Origin of the sequence: Qipengyuania mesophila (assembly GCF_019711655.1) — a bacterium.
Taxonomy (GTDB): domain Bacteria; phylum Pseudomonadota; class Alphaproteobacteria; order Sphingomonadales; family Sphingomonadaceae; genus Qipengyuania; species Qipengyuania mesophila.
The window spans coordinates 913,308-932,420 of record NZ_JAIGNU010000001.1 but is presented as its reverse complement, the minus strand read 5'-3'; the positions used below and the strand labels follow the sequence as shown (position 1 = coordinate 932,420).

19 protein-coding genes and 1 tRNA gene are annotated in these 19,113 nt (G+C 66.5%); 15 read left to right on the top strand and 5 right to left on the bottom strand.

Annotated elements, in window-relative coordinates; genetic code table 11:
• The first annotated feature begins 3 nt into the window (after positions 1-3).
• From K3181_RS04640 to K3181_RS04625, 4 genes are read left to right on the top strand one after another with little or no spacing between them, the layout of a single operon-like run.
• Positions 4-966: an Mrp/NBP35 family ATP-binding protein gene (locus tag K3181_RS04640; RefSeq protein WP_221601275.1), complete on the top strand. Its 963-nt coding sequence runs from the start codon at positions 4-6 to the stop codon at positions 964-966.
• Positions 945-3,242, top strand: coding sequence for a xanthine dehydrogenase family protein molybdopterin-binding subunit (locus K3181_RS04635; protein ID WP_221601266.1), 2,298 nt, complete (start codon positions 945-947; stop codon positions 3,240-3,242). Before K3181_RS04640 ends, K3181_RS04635 begins: the two co-directional genes overlap by 22 nt.
• Positions 3,239-4,267 (top strand): ferrochelatase, encoded by a 1,029-nt coding sequence (hemH, locus tag K3181_RS04630; RefSeq protein ID WP_221601263.1) that lies wholly within the window; start codon positions 3,239-3,241, stop codon positions 4,265-4,267. The genes K3181_RS04635 and hemH overlap by 4 nt, the downstream gene beginning before the upstream one ends.
• 38 nt (positions 4,268-4,305) lie before the next feature.
• Complete coding sequence (locus K3181_RS04625) at positions 4,306-5,706, top strand: cytochrome P450 (RefSeq protein WP_221601261.1); 1,401 nt, start codon at positions 4,306-4,308, stop codon at positions 5,704-5,706.
• Between the two features lie 112 nt (positions 5,707-5,818).
• On the opposite strand, the gene K3181_RS04620 is transcribed toward K3181_RS04625, so the two are convergent.
• Positions 5,819-5,977 carry a DUF1674 domain-containing protein gene (locus K3181_RS04620; RefSeq protein ID WP_221601259.1) on the bottom strand — a complete coding sequence of 53 codons (159 nt, stop codon included), beginning with the start codon at positions 5,975-5,977 and terminating at the stop codon, positions 5,819-5,821.
• 57 nt (positions 5,978-6,034) lie between these two features.
• On the opposite strand from K3181_RS04620, the gene K3181_RS04615 reads away from it, so the two are divergent.
• Positions 6,035-7,282 (top strand): RsmB/NOP family class I SAM-dependent RNA methyltransferase, encoded by a 1,248-nt coding sequence (locus tag K3181_RS04615; protein ID WP_221601257.1) that lies wholly within the window; start codon positions 6,035-6,037, stop codon positions 7,280-7,282.
• On the opposite strand, the gene K3181_RS04610 is transcribed toward K3181_RS04615, so the two are convergent.
• The 3 genes from K3181_RS04610 to msrA all read right to left on the bottom strand — a co-directional run bounded on the left by K3181_RS04610 (position 7,283) and on the right by msrA (position 10,460).
• Complete coding sequence (locus K3181_RS04610; protein WP_221601255.1) at positions 7,283-8,800, bottom strand: tetratricopeptide repeat protein; 1,518 nt, start codon at positions 8,798-8,800, stop codon at positions 7,283-7,285.
• Between the two features lie 74 nt (positions 8,801-8,874).
• Positions 8,875-9,705, bottom strand: coding sequence for a hotdog family protein (locus K3181_RS04605; protein WP_221601253.1), 831 nt, complete (start codon positions 9,703-9,705; stop codon positions 8,875-8,877).
• Positions 9,706-9,923: 218 nt separating this feature from the next.
• The gene (gene msrA, locus K3181_RS04600; RefSeq protein WP_221601250.1) at positions 9,924-10,460 is read right to left on the bottom strand and encodes a peptide-methionine (S)-S-oxide reductase MsrA; all 537 of its coding nucleotides are present in this window, start codon (positions 10,458-10,460) and stop codon (positions 9,924-9,926) included.
• A gap of 103 nt (positions 10,461-10,563) precedes the next feature.
• Here msrA and K3181_RS04595 point away from each other — a divergent pair, with 103 nt between their 5' ends.
• From K3181_RS04595 to K3181_RS04580, 4 genes are all read left to right on the top strand, one after another.
• Complete coding sequence (locus tag K3181_RS04595; RefSeq protein ID WP_247714862.1) at positions 10,564-11,481, top strand: class I SAM-dependent methyltransferase; 918 nt, start codon at positions 10,564-10,566, stop codon at positions 11,479-11,481.
• Between the two features lie 71 nt (positions 11,482-11,552).
• Positions 11,553-12,317 carry an SIMPL domain-containing protein gene (locus K3181_RS04590; RefSeq protein ID WP_221601248.1) on the top strand — a complete coding sequence of 255 codons (765 nt, stop codon included), beginning with the start codon at positions 11,553-11,555 and terminating at the stop codon, positions 12,315-12,317.
• A 10-nt stretch (positions 12,318-12,327) separates the two neighbouring features.
• A complete protein-coding gene (gene aguB, locus K3181_RS04585; RefSeq protein ID WP_221601245.1) occupies positions 12,328-13,191 on the top strand; it encodes an N-carbamoylputrescine amidase in 864 nt (287 codons plus the stop codon).
• A gap of 2 nt (positions 13,192-13,193) precedes the next feature.
• The gene (locus K3181_RS04580) at positions 13,194-13,613 is read left to right on the top strand and encodes a hypothetical protein (protein WP_221601243.1); all 420 of its coding nucleotides are present in this window, start codon (positions 13,194-13,196) and stop codon (positions 13,611-13,613) included.
• Here K3181_RS04580 and K3181_RS04575 read toward each other — a convergent pair.
• Positions 13,610-15,031, bottom strand: coding sequence for a M20/M25/M40 family metallo-hydrolase (locus K3181_RS04575; RefSeq protein WP_247714861.1), 1,422 nt, complete (start codon positions 15,029-15,031; stop codon positions 13,610-13,612). The two genes, K3181_RS04580 and K3181_RS04575, sit on opposite strands and share 4 nt — an antisense overlap.
• A 51-nt stretch (positions 15,032-15,082) precedes the next feature.
• Between K3181_RS04575 and folK the strand changes: the two genes are divergently transcribed.
• The 6 genes from folK to fghA all read left to right on the top strand — a co-directional run bounded on the left by folK (position 15,083) and on the right by fghA (position 19,099).
• Positions 15,083-15,577 (top strand): 2-amino-4-hydroxy-6-hydroxymethyldihydropteridine diphosphokinase, encoded by a 495-nt coding sequence (folK, locus tag K3181_RS04570; RefSeq protein ID WP_221601239.1) that lies wholly within the window; start codon positions 15,083-15,085, stop codon positions 15,575-15,577.
• A gap of 63 nt (positions 15,578-15,640) precedes the next feature.
• Positions 15,641-15,716 (top strand) — tRNA-Lys (locus tag K3181_RS04565).
• A gap of 56 nt (positions 15,717-15,772) precedes the next feature.
• Positions 15,773-16,885 (top strand): S-(hydroxymethyl)glutathione dehydrogenase/class III alcohol dehydrogenase, encoded by a 1,113-nt coding sequence (locus tag K3181_RS04560; protein ID WP_221601237.1) that lies wholly within the window; start codon positions 15,773-15,775, stop codon positions 16,883-16,885.
• Positions 16,885-17,610 (top strand): CoA transferase subunit A, encoded by a 726-nt coding sequence (locus tag K3181_RS04555; RefSeq protein WP_221601230.1) that lies wholly within the window; start codon positions 16,885-16,887, stop codon positions 17,608-17,610. The genes K3181_RS04560 and K3181_RS04555 overlap by 1 nt, the downstream gene beginning before the upstream one ends.
• Positions 17,610-18,251, top strand: coding sequence for a CoA transferase subunit B (locus K3181_RS04550; protein ID WP_221601229.1), 642 nt, complete (start codon positions 17,610-17,612; stop codon positions 18,249-18,251). The genes K3181_RS04555 and K3181_RS04550 overlap by 1 nt, the downstream gene beginning before the upstream one ends.
• A gap of 8 nt (positions 18,252-18,259) precedes the next feature.
• A complete protein-coding gene (fghA, locus tag K3181_RS04545; protein WP_345725476.1) occupies positions 18,260-19,099 on the top strand; it encodes an S-formylglutathione hydrolase in 840 nt (279 codons plus the stop codon).
• The last annotated feature ends 14 nt before the right edge of the window (positions 19,100-19,113 follow it).

Genomic DNA, 19,113 nt, shown 5'->3' with positions numbered 1-19,113 from the left:
CCCATGAGTTCGATCGATCCGAAATCGCTTCTGCCCGCCAGCATCGCCGCCCGCGTTTCCGCGCTCACCGTGAAGGAGGGCCGGGCCATCGCCGTGATCGATGCGGCGGGTCTCGGCGACAGCGAGCGCGCCGAAATCGAACGCGCGGTGACCGATATCCTTTCGGCGCGCGACGAGATTTCGCAGGTCCATGTGGCGATGACCGCCGAGCGCGTGCAGCGCCGGCTGATCGCGGTCGGCAGCGGCAAGGGCGGGGTCGGCAAGTCGACCCTGACCGCCAACCTCGCGATCGCGCTGGCCGGTCGCGGGCGCAAGGTCGGGCTGGTCGATGCCGACATCTACGGCCCCTCGCAGCCAGTCATCCTCGGCAATCAGGGCAGCAAACCGGTCGCGCGCGACGAGAAACTCGTCCCGGTCGAGAGTGCTTTCGGCATCCCGGTCCTGTCGATGGGCCATCTGGTCGAACCGGGACGTGCGCTCGCCTGGCGCGGTCCGATGGCGGGCAATGCGCTGTCGCAACTGGTCGATGCGCATTGGGGCGACGTCGACACGCTGCTGGTCGACCTCCCGCCGGGGACGGGCGACGTCCAGCTGACCATGCTCCAGCGCTTCAAGCCCATCGGCGCGGTCCTGGTCTCGACGCCGCAGGATCTCGCGCTGATCGATGCTGCGCGTGCGGGGCAATTGTTCGATCAGGCGGGCGTGCCGGTGATCGGTCTGGTCGAGAACATGGCGGGCTATGCCTGCCCGCATTGCGGCGAGCTGTCGGACCCCTTCGGCAAGGGCGGAGTGGAAACGGCCGCCGCGCGTCTCGATCTGCCCTTCCTCGGGCGCATTCCCCTCGACCTCGCCATCCGCGAGGGGAGCGACAGGGGCAAACCGCCCGCCGCGGATGAGGGCGCGCTGGGCTCGCCTTTCCACGAAATCGCCGCCAAGGTCGACGCATGGATTGGCGAGAACAGCTAGACCAGCTTCCCGTCACGCGGCGCCAGATCATCGCGGGCGCGGCGGTCGGTGGCGGCCTCGCGGTCGCCTGGTGGCTCTGGCCGCGCCATTATGCCAGCCCGCTCGCGCCGGGGCCGAACGATCGCGATTTCGGCGGCTGGATCACCATCGGGACCGACGGCGTGGTGACGGTGGCGGTACCGCAGCTCGAGATGGGGCAGGGGGTGACCACCGTGCTCGCGCAGGTCGCGGCAGTCGAACTGGGTGCCGACTGGCGCCAGGTCGGCGTCGAACCGGTGCCCCCAGCCGGTCTCTACGCCAACATCCCGCTGGCCGCGAAATGGGCCCCGCTATGGTCGCGTCTTCCGGCTCTGGCGGGTGATCCGGATAGCCGGCTGGCGGAAAGTTTCGCCCGTTCGAATGCCTTCGCGGCCACCGCCGACGGCACCTCGCTCGTCGCCTACGAGACGCCGATGCGCGAAGCGGCGGCGAGCGCGCGCGCGCTGCTGGCGATGGCGGCCGCGGCGCGCTGGGAGGTTGATTGGGAGGAATGCGAGGTCGAGCAGGGGCTGGTCCGCCATGGCGACCGTCAACTTGGCTTCGGGGCTCTGGTCGAAGAGGCTGCCGAGCTCGATCCGCCCGACCCGCCGCCGTTGAGAGTCGTGCCGGCGAGCGAAGAGGCGTCCCCCGCGGCGGCAGAACTCGCGCCGGCCTTTCCGCGGCTCGACCTGCCGGCCAAGGTCGACGGCAGTTTCCTGTTCGCCGCCGACATCCGCCTGCCGAACATGGTCTATGCTTCGATCCGCCACGGGCCCCTGGGCCAGCCCGACCTTGCCCGTTTCGATGCCGCAGCGGTCGCCGGGCTGAACGGGCTCGTCGCGGTAGTGAAATCGCGCCGCTACCTCGCCGCGGTGGGGGAAAGCTGGTGGATCGCCGAACAGGCGCTCAAGGCGATGCGCCCGACCTTTGTCGGCCCGAAGGTGGTCGAGAGCGCCGGAGCACTGCAGGCGCTCGACGCGGCACTCGACGAGGGCGAGGCCGAACGCATTGTCGATGAAGGCGATGCCGACGACCTGCTTGCGCGGCCCGACTATGCCCAGGACTATGCGGTCGCCCCGGCCGTCCATGCCACGATCGAGACCGCCTCTGCCACCGCGCGTTTCGACGGCGGCAAGCTGGAGCTGTGGATCGCGGCGCAGGCACCCGAACTGACGCGCCGCGCGGCGGCCAAGGCGATTGGCATCGCGCCGCAAGACGTGGTGCTCTATCCCACCGCGGCGGGCGGCAGCTTCGACGCTCGGCTCGAACGGCGTCATGCGATCGAGGTGGCGCAGATCGCCAGCGAGGTCGGGCGACCGGTCCAGCTGACCTGGCCGCGCGTCCAGGAATTCCAGTCGCTCCCGGTACGCCCGGCGATCAGCGCCCGGCTGGAAGCGGGTTTCGAACCGGCGAGTGGCGGGCGGATCGCGGCTTGGCGCGCGCGGCTGGCCATGCCGTCAGCCATGCGCGAATTTGGCCTCCGCCTGTTCGACAACAAGACACCGCAGGCGGCGATCGAGCATGCCGCGGGCGGCGCCGATGCGCTCGCCTGCGAGGGCGCGGTACCACCCTATGCCATCGCCAATGTGGCGATCGATCACGTACCCGTGAGCATACCCATCCCGAGCGGGCGGCTGCGCGGCAATGCCCTGGCCTACACCGCCTTCTTCATCGAGAGCTTCATCGACGAACTGGCCGAGCGCGCCGGTCGAGACCCCTTCCTCTATCGCATGGAAATGCTCGGCAAGAGCCCACGCATGGCCGATTGCCTGCGTCGCGCGACGCGGCTGGCAGGCTGGGACGGTGGCCGCCGTGGGACCGGGCAGGGCCTCGCGATGGTTCGTGTCGGGTCCCGCGACGATGGCGGGAGGATCGCCTGTGTTGCGCAGGCGACGCTGGCCGAGGGCGGGGTGCGCGTGACAAAACTGCATGCAGCGGTCGATATCGGACGGATCGTCAATCACGACATCGCGCGTCAGCAGATCGAGGGCGGGCTGATCTTCGGCCTTTCGCTCGCGACCGGATCGAGTATCGCTTACGAAGACGGCAAGCCCGTACCCAACACGCTGGCCGGCCTGTCGCTGCCGACGCTCGCCGACTGTCCCGAGATGGTGATCGAATTCCTCCCGAGCGAGGCAGAGCCTTGCGATCCTGGAGAGCTCGGAGTGGCCGTCGCCGCGCCGGCAATCGCGAATGCTCTTTACTCTGCCACCGGCGTGCGCTTTCGCCGCCTGCCATTGCTTTCGGAGGGCCTATGACCTGGCAGACGCAGAATCCACCGACCGACCACCCACTAGTGGCATCGGGGCGCGTCGGCGTGCTGATCGTCAATCTCGGCACGCCCGACGCGCCCGAGCCGGGGCCGGTGAAGCGCTATCTCGCCGAATTCCTGTCGGATCGCCGGGTGGTCGAACTGCCGCCGCTGCTGTGGCAGCCGATCCTGCGCGGCATCATCCTCAATACGCGCCCGAAGCAAAGCGCGCATGCCTACAGCCAGGTGTGGACCGAGCAGGGCTCGCCGCTGGCGGCGATCACGCGCGCGCAGGCCGAGGCGATGCAGGCGCGTCTCGGGACCGAGGTCATGGTCGACTGGGCGATGCGCTATGGCACACCGTCGATCCCCGAGCGGATCCAGACACTGATGGACGCCGGGTGCGAGCGCATCCTGCTCGCCCCGCTCTACCCGCAATACAGCGCGGCGACGACCGCCACCGTTGTGGACAAGGCTGCGGACAAGCTGCGGACAATGCGTTGGCAACCCGCGCTGCGCACGCTGCCGCAATATCACGACGACCCCGCCTATATCGACGCGCTGGCGGAGGATCTCGCGCGCCAGCTCGATGCGCTTAGCTTCACCCCCGAGCTGCTGCTGCTGAGCTTCCACGGCATGCCCGAGCGCACGCTGCATCTCGGCGATCCCTACCATTGCCACTGCCGCAAGACCGCGCGGCTGGTCGAGGAAAGGCTTGCGCGCCCCGGTCTGCGGCTGCGCACCAGCTTCCAGTCGCGCTTCGGCCGCGCCAAATGGCTCGAGCCGGCGACCGATGCGGTGATCGAGGAGGAAGCAAAGGCCGGCACGAAACGCCTGGCCATCGCCGCGCCGGGCTTTTCTGCCGACTGCCTCGAGACGCTCGAGGAGCTGGCGATCCAGGGCCGCGAGCAGTTCACCGAGGCAGGGGGCGAGCATTTCGCCGCACTGTCCTGCCTCAACACATCGGACGCCGGCCTCGCGATGCTGGAGACGCTTCTGCGGCGCGAATTGGCAGGCTGGATTCCGGGCTAGGAATTACTTACACTGCGGTAAGTTGTCAGGAGCTACCGATGGCCACGCTTGCCGCCCACCAGCCGACCGAAACCTTGCCCACCCACTGGACCGAGGGCAATCCCGACGCGGATGCGCTGGCGCATATCCCGGGCGAGAAGGGCTGGCCGCTGGTCGGCAACACTTTCAGGATGCTCGCCGATCCGCATGGCATGGCCAGGGCGATGGTCGAGAAATACGGCAAGGTCTACAAGAACCGGGCCTTCGGCGGCTGGAACGTCGCCCTGATCGGCGCCGATGCCAACGAGCTCGTGCTGTTCGACCGCGAGAAGCTGTTCTCCTCCGAACAGGGCTGGGGGCCGATCCTCGACCAGCTCTTCCCGCGCGGGCTGATGCTGATGGATTTCGACCATCACCGCGCCGACCGCCGCGCGCTGTCGATCGCCTTCAAGCCGGGCCCGATGCGGCACTATGCCGACGCGCTCAACCGCGGGATCGCCCGGCAGGTCGAGCAATGGGGCGCGGGCGAGATGCGCTTCTATCCGGCGATCAAGGCACTGACGCTCGACCTCGCCGCGGACAGTTTCATCGGCATCCCCTGGGGGCCCGAGGCGGACAAGATCAACCGCGCCTTCGTCGACATGGTCCAGGCCAGCGTCGCCCCGGTGCGCAAGCCGCTGCCCTTCACCCAGATGAAAAAGGGCGTCGACGGGCGCGCCTTCCTGGTCGACTATTTCACGCAGGAAACGCATCGCCGCCGCGCCGAGGGCGGCGGGCAGGACATGTTCAGCCAGTTCGCCACCGCCGAATATGACGACGGTAGCCTGATGCCGGTCGACGAGGTGGTCGATCACATGAACTTCCTGATGATGGCGGCGCACGACACCATCACCTCCTCCGCCACCTCGCTGCTGTGGCTGCTCGCCAAGCATCCCGAGTGGCAGGAAAGGCTGCGCGACGAGGTCGACGCGGTCACCGGCGGCGCCGATTCACAGGGCAAGCCGCGCGATCTCGCCTATGAGGACCTCGGCAAGCTCGAGCTCACCGAAATGGCTTTCAAGGAGGCCTTGCGCTTCATCCCGCCGGTGCCCTCGATGCCGCGCCGCGCGCTGCGCGATTTCGAATTCGGCGGCTATCGGATTCCCGCGGGCACGCCGGTCGGCATCAACATCCACTGGACCCACCACAGCGACGAATATTGGGACGAGCCCGAAAAGTTCGATCCGCTGCGCTTCACCCCCGACAAGGTGAAGGCGCGGCACAAATACGCCTGGGTCCCTTTCGGCGGCGGCGCGCATATGTGCCTCGGCCTGCACTTCGCCTACATGCAGGTGAAGATCCTGATGGCGCAGCTCCTGCCGCGCTACCGGGTCGAGCTGGTCGACGGCGATCCCGAATGGCAGGCCTGGCCGATCCCCAAGCCCAGGGACGGGCTGAAGATCGCGCTCAAGCCGCTCTAGAAAGACCGAACCGAAGGTGAGGCAAGGCCGACCGGTCGCCCGAGCCTATGCGAGGAAGCCAAGCCGCACGGATGTGCGGCGCCCGGCGTTTGAGGGCGCAAACAGGACTCGCCTAGAAATCCACCGCGATGCCGTCCCTCACCCAGTCGCCGTAGCGGGTCGGGCTGAGTTCTTCCTCGTCCTCGCTCTTCCTCGGCTCGGGCGGAGGATCGTTGGTCCAATGCGAAGGCTTGTCGAAGCCCTGGGGGCGTTTGGTCGCGCGCTCGGTCATGCAGCCAAGATGATGGCGCTGGCGGCTTTGCGCAAGGGCGGGTAAGGCGCGCGGCCAATGGCCCAACCCCAAGGTATCCACGCGCGCCGGGCGGCGCTGCGCCTGCTCGATGCGGTCCTCCGCCGCGGCGAGACGCTCGACATCGGCTTCGCCGGTGCGACCAAGGACGTGCGCAAGTTCGAGGACAAGGCGCTCGCCCGCGCCATCGCCAGCGAGGTATTGCGCTGGCTGGTCGATCTCGATGCACTGATCGATAGCGCGACGAGGAAGCCGCTGCCCGCCGATGCCAAGGCGCGGCAGGTACTGCGGATGATGCTGGCGCAATGGCTGCGCCTCGGCACGCCGCCGCATGCGGTGGTTGCGACCGGGCTCGACCTGCTCGCGGGTGGTCCGCGCAGACTTGCGCATGGCGTGTTCTCGACACTGACGAAGCGCGAGGTTGCGCTGCCCGAGGTGCCGAACCTGCCGGCCGAGGTCGCGGCGCGCTGGGGCGGTCATGCTCCGGTGATCGCCGCGGGCCTCGCCGAACCGCCGCCGCTCGATCTCACGCTCCGCGACCCGTCCGAAACCGAGCACTGGCAGGTCCAGCTCTCCGCCGATAGCCTGATGCAAGGCCACCTGCGCCTGCCGCGCGGCGCGAATGTCGAGACGCTGCCGGGATTCGTCGAGGGTGCTTGGTGGGTACAGGATCTCGCGGCTTCGCTGCCCGCGCGCCTGCTGGGACCAGGCGAGGGACGCCACGTGCTCGACCTCTGCGCCGCGCCCGGCGGCAAGACGCTGCAATTGGCTGCGCAGGGCTGGCAAGTCACCGCGCTCGACATTTCCAAGCGCCGCCTCGACCTGCTCAAGGCCAATCTCAAACGTACAGGATTGAAGGCCGGAACGGTCCGCGCCGACGCTCTCAAATGGGAGCCGAAACACCAGTTCGATGCGATCCTGCTCGACGCGCCCTGTACCGCCACGGGCACCGCACGCCGCCATCCCGACGTGCTCCACCGCATCGGCGCGCGCCAGATAGAGGACATGGCCGAGCTGCAGGCGGCGCTGCTTGAACGCGCGGCTGGTTGGCTGAAGCCCGGCGGGACCCTGGTCTACGCCACCTGCTCGCTGGAGCGCGAAGAGGGCGAGGACCAGGCCGCTGCCATCGAGCTTCCCGTCGCGCCGGTCCTGCCCGGCGAACTGCCGCAGGGCCTCGCCCCCACGCCCGAGGGCTGGCTGCGCACCGACCCCGGCATGCTCGCCGAACCGGGTGGGCTCGACGGCTTCTTCATCGCGCGCTGGAAGAAGGAGCCCGCAGCCGGATAATCAGCGTTTGGCGCGGATCGAAGCCGTCGGGATGAATTCCTCGGGCACGAGCCGTGCATATCGTTCGAAGGCGGCTCTCAGTTCGGCACTCGTGTCGAGCAGGTCCCGCTGCTCCGGCAGCTGCGAGGGTGTATAGAACAAGTCGAAGGCGCTCGGTTGCAGGGCACTGACCACCCCCGCGCGGTACCGCTCGTCGCGGATGCCTTCGAGAAGCAACGCGGTCGCTTCGCCTGGCGCGCCGGCACATTGCAGGGCTTGTGCGGCGAGCGGGTAGAACTCTGCCGCGTTCTCGCGCAGATAGGCGAGGTCGGGGGCGATCTCATCGCTCCGGCCAAGGGCCATCAGGGCGCAGACATGATCGCGTGCCACGATCATGCGGGCATAGGGGGATCCCCACTTCGCCGCGACTGTGCGGGCCAGCCCGGCAGCCTCGAGCCCTTCCTCCCACCGTTCCTGCCCGACCAGGCGTGAGGCGCGATTGATCACGAAATTGACCACCCACGGATGCTCTTCGGGATCGAGCTCGGCGAGTTGGTCGAATATCGCGTCTGCCTTCTTGCGGCGACCAAGCGCGTCGTTCGCGTAGGCTTCGATGTTCAGGGCCCAGCCGTCCCCTTCTTCGATCGACTCCATGGCCCCTTCGCGCTCTCGCCATTGCTGGGCGAGCGCGATCGCTTCCTCGAACCGGCCGGCAAAGTGCAGGGCATGCGCCGCGTCGGAGAAGCGGTCGCGATCCTCGGAATGGTTTTCCAGCCGGCCCAGCGCCCAGAATGCATATTCGTCGGTGATCCGGTCGAGATGAGGGCCGGCGCGTTCGGCCACGAGCGGCCAGACCGGTTCGTACTTGCGGCTGGCGAGGAGGTCGACGTAAGTCGACGGATATCGGATCGTCGCCAGCAGCTGCGGGGCCATATCGGTACGACCCTGTCTGATCGCTGCCTCAAGCGCGTTTCTCGACACCCCACCTTGAAGGTCGGCGGGGAGAATGCTCAAGCGACGGCTGTCGATCCATTCGAGCATCAGGTCGTCGAAGGCGTCACTCGCGCCCTGAGTGTTGATCATCCTCGCGCCCTGCCAGAATCGTTCTGGATCGAACTCGCTGAGTTGCTTGTCGTCGAGCGCGCGCAGGCGCGAAAGATATTCGGTCGCATCATTGGAGCGGAATGCGAAATAGAAGCCGAGATTGCTGAAGTCGTTCTCGGGCCAGTGGTTTTCTAGCTGCTTGAGCTTGACGAGCCCTGCTTCGTATTCGCCCTCGACATCGTCGCAGAACGCGCCCGACAAGAGTTCACCACGAATGAAGAACGGGTTTTCGGGCAAGCGCCTTGCCAGCTCTCCGAATAGTGGCACGCCGAGCTCGCAGGGTCGTTCGAGCCAGGGATCGTCCTTGTCCCCGACCTTCGCCTTCAACTCCTCGCCACTCTTCGATTCCGCGTCATAGAACTGTTCCGCTTCCGCGGTTTCCTGTGCAGATAGCGAACTTGCCCACAGCAGTGCGGCGGCAAAGATGATTTTCATGGAACGACCCCCCGTTTGAACTTCTGTTCTTGACAAGTAGGGCCGCGATTACAAGCCATTTTTCCGGACCGACTTCAACTATTTGGCGGTCTTGGTTCTATTCGATAGTCGATCCGCGTGCAGTCTCGGCCAGACTGACGCAATTGCATCGAGACGAAGTCGTTCTCGCCACCTGTCCGTTCGATCTCGAACGGCACGCCCAGTTCGACATAGCGATCGAAGCGCATCTCGGCCTTGGTCACGCGGAAGGGGGCGCCGCCGCGCAGCAGGCTGACGAACTGCCGGGCGACCTCGGCAAGGTGCGCCGAGTTCACATGGTCGCCCGAACCGTCGAGCCAGGGATGGGCGGGTGGCATGGCGTTCTCGGCATCGAGCAGGCCGGTCGCCCGGGCTCCGTCGAGTGGGCCGAGGAAGGCGAATTCGCCGTCGTCGAGGCCGAGCACTTCGGGATCGGCATAGTCAAAGTTGGCCGACGCGATCTTAGCCGACGCCCCCTTCGCCTCGCTGCGCCACTTTTCGAAATCGCGCGTGCGGAACACCACGCCGCGCCCGTCGAGGCGACAGACGAGCGCATCCTCTGCATCGAAGAGATGGACCGAGAAGCTTTCCTTCCCCTCGATCCGCACGCGCTCGTAACGCCCCCTCGCCATGCGGCCGACCCCCGGATCGCCACAGGCCCAGCGGGTCCAGGTCAGCGCGGACCATTTGTCCGGGTCCCAGCCGCCCAGCGCCATGGCGCTTTCGACGCTCAGCCAGTAGCTCGCCGCCTGGATCGCGCCGGGATGGTGCGGGCCGATCGCCGTCCACGGCCAGGCCTGCGTGTCCTGCGAACAGGCGAACTCGACCCTGCCGTCGCCATGGACGACATGGTCGGATGTGAAGGCCTTGCGGTGTGCTCCCGGCATGCGCGCGAGAATTGCAGAGCACGCGCTTTCCTACAATGGCACCGCCGTGCGATATTTGCGCCATGCCGCATGGTCGATCCGCACACCCGCTGCCTCTCCATCAGGAGGTTGCGTGCGGGCCCGGCTCTTTTTTCGCAATGGACCGTGTAACAGGCGGTCCATGTGCATGGACTGTCGAGGGGAAATCCTTCCCCTCTCCTGCACCGGCGGAAGCCGAATCAGGCGTCGTCCTTGAGGTATTTCTGGAAGCTCTTGCGCAGCTTCATCAGCTTGGGAGGGATGACCGCGAGGCAGTAGGGATTGCGCTGGCCTTCGCCTTCCCAATACTCCTGGTGGTAATCCTCGGCCGGATACCATTCGCCGGTTTCGACGGTGGTCACCGCTTCCTGACCCGGATGCTCGTCGTTCCAGCGCGCGATGGCGGCCTTCGCCTCCGCTTCCTGCCCTTCGAGCGGGAAGATCGCGCTGCGGTATTGCGTGCCGACGTCGTTGCCCTGCCGGTTCAACTGGGTCGGATCGTGCGTGCCCATGAAGACGTCGTAGAGCTGGGCGAGGCTGATCCGCTCGTCGTCGAAGGTCACGCGCACGCCCTCAGCATGGCCGGTGTCGCCGGTGCAGACCTCCTTGTAGGTCGGGTGCGCCTTGTGCCCGCCGATATAGCCGCTCTCGACGCCGTCGACGCCGATCACGTCCTTCATCACCGCCTCGGTGCACCAGAAGCACCCGCCGGCAACGATCGCCTGCTGTTTAGCCATGTCACTCGATCTCCTTTGCGCGGAACAGATAGGGAGCCGCTTCGTCCTTGTCATGCGTGCCCGCGCAACTATTGCTGTCAGGGTACAAACAGGGGAGAAATCAATGCGTAGATCGATTACCGCCGCGTTGGCTGGCGCAGCGCTTGCCACCATGGCAACACCCGCTGTCGCGCAGGAGGGCAATTCGACCCGCCAGGTGCTCGGCCGCATTCTCGATGTCATCCTGGGACCCGACGAACAGGCCCAACCCGACGATGCAGCGGCGCCCGTCGTCGCCCCGGTGTCGATGGACCAGGTGCTTGCCGCCCCGACCCGCAACGAGGACCGGGCACGCGACGAGTGGCGTCACCCCGCCGAAACGCTCGGCTTCTTCCGGGTTCAGCCCGGCCAGACCGTGGTCGACTACATGCCGGCGAGCGGCTGGTACACGCGTGTACTCGTCCCCTATCTCGGTTCGCAGGGCCTCTACATCGGCCTCACCCCCGATCCCGCCGCCGCCGACGCAGAGCGGTTCGAGACCTATTTCGGCGGCCTTCCGGGGAAGTTCCGCGAAGCCGCGCCCGGATGGGGCCTGACCGGCGCGCCGATGGCGGTCTATGGCTCGCAGGACCTGCCGGAGGAACTGAAGGGCCAGGTTGATCGCGTGCTGATCTTCCGCGAGATGCACAATCTGCTCCGCTCCGGCGCGATGTACACAGAACTCTCGCGCATCCGCGGCCTGCTCAAACCCGACGGGATGGTCGGCATCGTCCAGCATCGCGCCAAGGAGAGTGCTCCCGCCGATTACACGCTGGGCGGGAACGGCTATCTGCGCGAAACGGATGTCATCGCGCTGATGCGCGCGCACGGGTTCGAACTCGTCGACAGCAGCACGATCAATTCCAATCCGCGCGATCCGGCGAACTGGGAAGGCGGCGTCTGGGTGATGCCTCCCGGCCTGAGCGGAGACGATGCCATGGACGCGCGCACGCGCGATCTGGGCGAATCCGACCGGATGACGCTGCTCTTCCGCAAGCGCTGATCCGTCAGCCAGCGTTCATGCCCCGGTGAGCATTCCCTCGATGTAACACTATCACATAGAGGGAATGCTCGATGAAACCTGTCTATCTCCTTCTCGTCGCGCCGCTCGCGCTCGCGGCCTGCACCGACCGTGCCGACGAGGCGCGCGGGGTCGACCACGGCGAGACGCTGCTCTCGGTCAGCGCCAGTGGGCAGGCCGAAAGCCGCCCCGACCGCGCCCAGTTCCAGGCGGGAGTCGAAACCTGGGCCCGATCGGCCAGGGAAGCGAGCAAGGCCAATCAGGACAAGATCGCCGAGATCGTCGTGGCGCTGCGCGAACTGGGCGTCGAGGAAAAGGACATCCAGACCCGCGCGGTCAGCGTCCAGCGAATCAACTGGGGCGACCGCAAGGGCCAGTTCCAGGCCGGCAACGTCGTCGAGGTGACGATGCGCGATCCGGCCAGGGCCGGTGCTGCGGTGACCGCGGTCACCGAAGCCGGGGCCAACATCGTGTCGGGCCCGAACCTGTCGATGACCGATCCCGAGGCGACCGCCAACCTCGCCTATGCCGACGCTTACAAGGCGGCGCGGAAGCGGGCCGAGGTCTATGCCGAAGCCGCGGGAATGGAAGTAAGCCGGGTGCTCTACATCCGCGACGCCGGGGGGCAGCAGGGCCAGACCTGGTTGCGCGGCGCCGATGCAATGAACGAAAGCGCGGCGATCCGGACGCAGGCGGTGGCGCCGCCTCCGCCGCCCGTCAGCATGCCCATGCCCGAACAGGGCTCGCCCTCGATGATGGTCGGGACCACGCGCAGCGACGTCTATATCCAGGTGGACTTCGCCCTGCGGGAGAAATAGTGCGGAGCGCATGAGAGACCTGACCGTAGCCGTTCTGCAGCTGTCGCTCGCCCGCAAGGAGGCGGCGGACAATATCGCGGCCGTTTCCGCACTCGTCGAAGAGGCTGCCGGGAAGGGTGCGCAGGTCATCCTGCCGCCCGAACTCTTCGCGGGCGAATACTTCTGCCGCGAGGAGGAGGAGGACCTCTTCTCTTTGGCGCACCCGACAGCCGACAGCCCGAGTGTGCAGGCGATGCAGGACCTCGCGAAGAAGCTCGGCGTGGCGATACCGACCAGCTTCTTCGAGCGCGACGGACACCACTACTACAACACGCTCGCCATGGTCGGACCCGATGGCGAACTGATGGGCACCTATCGCAAGAGCCACATTCCCGACGGTCCGGGCTACGAAGAGAAGTACTACTTCCGCCCGGGCAACGACGGGTTCAAGGTATGGGATGTCTTCGGCGCGCGCATCGGCGTCGGTATCTGCTGGGACCAGTGGTACCCCGAATGCGCGCGCGTGATGGCTTTGCAGGGCGCCGAAGTGCTGTTCTATCCGACCGCGATCGGCTCCGAGCCCTATGACGCCGATCTCGACACCAGCCGCATGTGGCGCCGCGCGATGATCGGCCATGCGGTGTCGAACTGCATGCCCGTCTGCGCCGCCAACCGGATCGGCCATGAAGGGCCGGCCGACCGGCAGCAGAGCTTCTACGGGCACAGCTTCATCTCGGACGAATGGGGCGACCTGACCGAGGAATTCGGCGCCTCGGACAGCGGCGCGCTGATCGCGACGCTCGATCTCGACCGCGCGGCCAAGCACCGCGCGGGGATGGGCTTCTTCCGCGATCGCCGGCCGCAGCTCTACGGGCGCATCGCCGAGGATTTCTGAGCTTGGCAGGGGGCATCGATCAGAACCAGCTCGACGCCCTCTTTACCGCCGCGCTCGAGGCGGCAGTCGCCCGGATCGAGAAGGACGGGACCTTCTTCCCGCTGCTGTTCGAGCTGCGCGTGACCGGCTCGATCCAGAATGTCGCCGTGCTCGAGAGCGGTGCCATCGACGGCCAGCAGACCGTGCTAGACCGGTTCGCCGAAGTGCTGCGGTCGCGCATTGCCGAAGGGCTGGTCGCCGCTGCCGCGATCGTCGTCCACCGCCAGACCGAAGACATGGTCGAAGTGCAGCTGCGCGCGACCAATTACTCCGCGAACGTCTTCGCCCCCTACGGCATGGAAACCAGCGGCTTCCTGGCGCGCAAACGCCAGCTATCGCTGGGCGCCTTCATCGTCCGACCGGCGCCCAACGAGATATTCTAGTCTCCGGCCAGTTCCTTGAGCACGATGCTCCAGTGGTCGAGCCCGGCATAGAAGGCGTCGACCCGCATACGCTCGTTGAGCCCGTGGGCGTAGATATCCTGCGAGCGGCTGGCGCCCGCGCCGATGGCGATGGTGTCATAGCCCAGCGCCCGGTAATGCATGCCGTCGGTCCCGCCAGAGGACATCGTCGGGACCATAGGGATGGGCCTGCCGAAGCGCGCGGCCAGCGATTTGGCGAGCGCCTCGCGGACCTCATCGGGGAAGCTGCTCATGGCGCTTTCGGTCGCCTCGGCGCGCTGCGTCACGCTGATCGCCTCATTGCCGATCGCCTGTTCGAGCGCGGCCTTAACGCTCTCGACCCCCTCGCCGGGGAAGACGCGGCAATTGACCGTGGCTGTGGCCGATTGCGGCAGGGCGTTCTCGGCATGGCCGGCCTTCAGCATTGTCGCGACGCAGGTCGTGCGCAGCGTGCCGACGAAGCCCGGATCGGCGCTGATCGTCGCGATAGCCGCAGCATCGGCGGGATCGGCGGCAAAGGCGCGCATCGCCGCGCCGAGCTCTCCGGGAATGCTCTGGCCCATGGCGGCGAAATAGCTGCGCGTCAGCTCGCTCTCGCGCACCGGAAAGGCATGCTGTGAGATCCGCGTCAGCGCTGCGGCGAGATCGTAGATCGCATTGTCGGGGCGCGGGCGCGAGGAATGGCCGCCCGGATTGGCCGCAGTGATGTCGAAGGTGACATAGGTCTTTTCGGCCAGCTGGACCTGCTGCGCGATGGGCGAGAAATCATCGGCGAGCCCGATCCCTCCCGCATCCGAATTGAGGACATAGGCCGGGTCGACATTCTCGGCGACCCACTTGGCCTGCGCGCGGGTCGAGATCATCCCGGTCTCTTCGTCGCCCGAGAAGGCGAGATAGAGATCGCGGTTGGGCATCCAGCCTTCCTCCTTCAGCCGGATGAAGGTGCCGGTGAGATTGGCGACACCGTATTTGTTGTCCTGCGTCCCGCGACCGAAGAAATAGCCGTCCTCCTCGACCAGCGTGAAGGGATCGCGCTCCCAGTCTTCGGGCAGCGCGTCGACCACATCCATATGCGCGAGCAGGACGATCGGCTTCTCGCCCGAGGAGCCGTCGCCGCGATAGCGCACGATCAACCCCTGCGTGGCATTGCCATTGCTGTCGTAGTCGGTGACCATCAGGTCTTCCTCGGCGAAACCCGCCTCGGCCAGCCGCCCCTTGAGATAGGCGACTTCGTCGTCGACCTGTTCCTGACCTGCGGCGCTGCGGAAAGCGATGATGTCGCGGTAGATGTCGCGTACGCGCTGCTCGTGCGGGGTGAGGTCTCGCGTCGCGGTATCCTGCGCCGCTGCCTGTCCCGTTATCGCCAGCGCACCCGCCAGCAGAATTGCCTTCACCTTCATGCCCCGCCGCTCCCGTTTGGCTGTTTGTCGTGCGGAGGCTAGGGCGGGGGCATGACCGAGGCAAGCACGCATCGCTACCTGATCGCACTGGGCTCGAACCGGCGGCTGCCGGGCGTGGGAAACCCGCGCGCGGTGCTCGATGCGGCGGTCGCGGCGCTGGCGGAAGAGGGCTGGCAGGTCGAGGCAGTCTCGCGCTGGATCGACAGCCGACCGCTCGGTCCATCTCTGCGCCGCTATGCCAATGGCGCCGCGCTGATCGCGGGAGATCTCGATCCGCCCGAGACGCTGGAAAGCCTCAAGGCGATCGAGCAGGCGTTTGGACGCGAGCGGCGGGGGCAGCGCTGGCGCTCGCGCACGCTCGATCTCGACATCGTGCTGTGGAGCGGCGGGGCGTGGCATTCGCCGGAGCTGGCGATCCCGCACCCGGCATTCCGCGAGCGCGATTTCGTGCTCCGTCCGGCTGCGCAGATCGCCCCGCACTGGCACGATCCGGTGACGCGATTGACCGTGCGCCAGCTGTGGCGGCGGGCCGAACGGCGTGCATGACGGGATAGCCGCAACAGCCGCTTGACCACCCGCGACGGCGCCCCTAGGTGGCACGCCGTGGTCGGGCCGTTAGCTCAGTCGGTAGAGCAACTGACTTTTAATCAGTAGGTCGCTGGTTCGAACCCAGCACGGCTCACCACCACCTTTTTCGCCCCGAGGCCGGTGCGCCGGCACCCACCGTCCGGAGCATTGCCCATGAAGACCCGCGCCGCCGTCGCCTTCGCCCCGAAACAGCCGCTCGAAATCGTCGAGCTCGACCTCGAAGGGCCCAAGGCGGGCGAAGTGCTGGTCGAGATCATGGCCACCGGCATCTGCCACACCGACGCCTATACGCTCGACGGGCTCGACAGCGAGGGCATTTTCCCCAGCGTGCTCGGCCACGAAGGCGCCGGAATCGTCCGTGAAGTCGGCGCAGGCGTCACCAGCGTGAAACCCGGCGACCACGTGATCCCGCTCTACACCCCCGAATGCCGCCAGTGTAAGTCGTGCCTCAGCGGCAAGACCAACCTGTGCACCGCCATCAGGGCGACACAGGGCAAGGGACTGATGCCCGACGGGACCACGCGCTTTTCCTACAAGGGCGAGCCGATCTTCCATTACATGGGTTGCTCGACCTTCTCGAACTTCACCGTCCTGCCCGAAATCGCGGTCGCCAAGATCCGCGAGGACGCGCCCTTCCAGACCAGCTGCTATATCGGCTGCGGCGTCACCACCGGGGTCGGCGCGGTGACCAACACCGCCAAGGTGCAAGTCGGCGACAATGTCGTGGTCTTCGGCCTCGGCGGCATCGGCCTCAACGTCATCCAGGGCGCGCGGCTCGCCGGTGCGAACATGATCGTCGGCATCGACATCAACCCGGATCGCGAGGAATGGGGCCGCAAGTTCGGCATGACCCACTTTCTCAACACCAAGGGCATGAGCCGCGACGAGGTGGTCGCCAAGGTGGTCGAGATGACCGATGGCGGGGCGGACTATACCTTCGATTGCACGGGCAACACCGAAGTCATGCGTACCGCGCTCGAGGCCTGTCACCGCGGCTGGGGCACGAGCATCATCATCGGCGTGGCCGAAGCGGGCAAGGAAATCGCGACGCGGCCCTTTCAGCTGGTGACCGGTCGTAACTGGCGGGGCACGGCCTTTGGCGGGGCCAAGGGCCGGACCGACGTGCCCAAGATCGTCGACTGGTACATGGACGGGAAGATCGAGATCGACCCGATGATCACCCATGTTCTCAGCCTGGAAGAAATCAACAAGGGGTTCGACCTTATGCATGCAGGCGAAAGCATCCGCAGCGTGGTGGTGTTCTGATGGCGGGCAAACTCTATCCCGATGCCGCCGCCGCGCTCGAAGGCGTGCTGCGCGACGACATGTTGATCGCCAGCGGCGGTTTCGGCCTCTGCGGCATTCCCGAGCGCCTGCTCACCGCGATCCGCGACAGCGGCGTGAAGGGCCTGACCTTCGCCAGCAACAATGCCGGGATCGACAACGAAGGCATCGGCATGCTGTTGCGCACGCAGCAGGTGAAGAAGATGATCTCTTCCTATGTCGGCGAGAACAAGGAATTCGAACGCCAGTTCTTGTCCGGCGAGCTCGAGGTCGAGTTCTGCCCGCAGGGCACGCTCGCCGAGCGCATGCGCGCGGGCGGCGCGGGCATTCCCGGCTTCTATACCAAGACGGGCGTCGGCACGCAGGTCGCCGAAGGCAAGGAGCACAAGGAGTTCGCCAATCGAGACGGGGTTATGGAGACCTACATCCTCGAACGCGGCATCTTCGCCGACCTCGCCATCGTCAAGGCGTGGAAGGCCGACGAGACGGGTAACCTCGTGTTCCGCAAGACCGCGCGCAATTTCAACCTGCCCGCCGCGACCTGCGGCAAGGTCTGCGTGGTCGAGGTGGAAGAGATCGTGCCCACCGGCAGCCTCGATCCCGACTGCATCCACCTGCCGGGCGTCTACGTCCAGCGGATGATCGTTGGCGCGCCCTACGACAAGAAGATCGAATTCACGACGACCCGCGAAAGGGAGGCGGCATAATGAGCTGGGATCGCAACCAGATGGCCGCCCGCGCGGCCAAGGAGCTGGAAGACGGCTATTACGTCAATCTCGGCATCGGCATCCCGACGTTGGTCGCCAACCACATTCCAGAAGGCATGCATGTCACGCTGCAGAGCGAGAACGGCATGCTCGGCATCGGGCCGTTTCCCTATCCCGACGAGGTCGACGCCGACCTGATCAACGCGGGCAAGCAGACCATCAGCGAACTGCCGCACAGCGCCTATTTCGACAGCGCGGCGAGCTTCGCGATGATCCGGGGCGGACATATCGACCTGACCGTGCTCGGCGCCATGGAAGTCGCGCAGAATGGCGACATCGCCAACTGGATGATCCCGGGCAAGATGATCAAGGGCATGGGCGGCGCCATGGACCTCGTCGCCGGCGTGAAGAAGATCATCGTGGTGATGGAACACACCGCCAAGGACGGCAGCCCCAAGTTCATCCCCGAATGCACGCTGCCGCTGACGGGACAGAACGTGGTCGACATGATCATCACCGATCTCGCAGTGTTCCACCGCCCCGACCACGACAGCCCGTTCCGCTTGATCGAGCTGGCACCGGGCGTGACGACCGAGGAGGTGGCCGAAAAGACCACCGCTGCCTACGAGATCGCGCTCTGAACATGGCAGTGGCGCTGGAGACGGTCGAGGAGCATCGCAGCCACGGCGGCGTGCAGGGCGTCTATCGCCACGCCTCGTCCAGCACCGGCACGGAGATGATCTTCTCGGTCTTCGTGCCCGAGCATGCGGAGGGCGCCAGGCTGCCCGTGCTGTGGTTCCTCTCGGGCCTCACCTGCACGCATGCGAACGTCACCGAAAAGGGCGAGTATCGCGCCGCCTGCGCCGAGCACGGGGTGATCTTCGTCGCTCCCGACACCTCTCCCCGCGGCGAGGACGTGCCCGACCACGAGGCCTATGATTTCGGGCAGGGTGCGGGCTTCTACGTCGATGCGACGCAGGCGCCCTGGGCCAAGCATTTCCGTATGCGCAACTATGTCGAGCAGGAATTGCCCGCGCTGCTGGCGGAGCACTTCCCAGTCGACATGGACAGGCAGGGCATCACCGGCCATTCGATGGGTGGACATGGCGCGCTCACCGTGGGGTTGCGCAACCCCGACCGGTTCCGCTCGGTCAGTGCCTTCTCGCCGATCGTCAGCCCGCTCAATTGTCCGTGGGGTGAAAAGGCGCTGGGCGGCTATCTCGGCACCGACCGCGAGGCGTGGCGTGAATACGACGCCTGCGCGCTGATCGAGGACGGCGCGCGGATCGACGGGCTGCTCGTCGATCAGGGCACGGGAGACAATTTCCTCGAGGACCAGCTCAAGACAGAGCTCCTGGTCCAAGCCTGCGAAAGCGCCGGCATCCCCGGCGAAATCCGCATGCAGCCGGGTTACGACCATTCCTACTACTTCATCTCGACCTTCCTCGCCGAGCATGTCGCTTGGCATGCGGAGCGCCTGAAGCGCTAGACCAGAAGCTCGCC

Coding starts and splice junctions, on each gene's coding strand:
- K3181_RS04640 (WP_221601275.1), top strand. CDS start 4: ATGAGTTCGATCGATCCGAAATCGCTTCTGCCCGCCAGCATCGCCGCC.
- K3181_RS04635 (WP_221601266.1), top strand. CDS start 945: ATGGATTGGCGAGAACAGCTAGACCAGCTTCCCGTCACGCGGCGCCAG.
- hemH (WP_221601263.1), top strand. CDS start 3,239: ATGACCTGGCAGACGCAGAATCCACCGACCGACCACCCACTAGTGGCA.
- K3181_RS04625 (WP_221601261.1), top strand. CDS start 4,306: ATGGCCACGCTTGCCGCCCACCAGCCGACCGAAACCTTGCCCACCCAC.
- K3181_RS04620 (WP_221601259.1), bottom strand. CDS start 5,977: ATGACCGAGCGCGCGACCAAACGCCCCCAGGGCTTCGACAAGCCTTCG.
- K3181_RS04615 (WP_221601257.1), top strand. CDS start 6,035: ATGGCCCAACCCCAAGGTATCCACGCGCGCCGGGCGGCGCTGCGCCTG.
- K3181_RS04610 (WP_221601255.1), bottom strand. CDS start 8,800: ATGAAAATCATCTTTGCCGCCGCACTGCTGTGGGCAAGTTCGCTATCT.
- K3181_RS04605 (WP_221601253.1), bottom strand. CDS start 9,705: ATGCCGGGAGCACACCGCAAGGCCTTCACATCCGACCATGTCGTCCAT.
- msrA (WP_221601250.1), bottom strand. CDS start 10,460: ATGGCTAAACAGCAGGCGATCGTTGCCGGCGGGTGCTTCTGGTGCACC.
- K3181_RS04595 (WP_247714862.1), top strand. CDS start 10,564: ATGCGTAGATCGATTACCGCCGCGTTGGCTGGCGCAGCGCTTGCCACC.
- K3181_RS04590 (WP_221601248.1), top strand. CDS start 11,553: ATGAAACCTGTCTATCTCCTTCTCGTCGCGCCGCTCGCGCTCGCGGCC.
- aguB (WP_221601245.1), top strand. CDS start 12,328: ATGAGAGACCTGACCGTAGCCGTTCTGCAGCTGTCGCTCGCCCGCAAG.
- K3181_RS04575 (WP_247714861.1), bottom strand. CDS start 15,031: ATGAAGGTGAAGGCAATTCTGCTGGCGGGTGCGCTGGCGATAACGGGA.
- folK (WP_221601239.1), top strand. CDS start 15,083: ATGACCGAGGCAAGCACGCATCGCTACCTGATCGCACTGGGCTCGAAC.
- K3181_RS04560 (WP_221601237.1), top strand. CDS start 15,773: ATGAAGACCCGCGCCGCCGTCGCCTTCGCCCCGAAACAGCCGCTCGAA.
- K3181_RS04555 (WP_221601230.1), top strand. CDS start 16,885: ATGGCGGGCAAACTCTATCCCGATGCCGCCGCCGCGCTCGAAGGCGTG.
- K3181_RS04550 (WP_221601229.1), top strand. CDS start 17,610: ATGAGCTGGGATCGCAACCAGATGGCCGCCCGCGCGGCCAAGGAGCTG.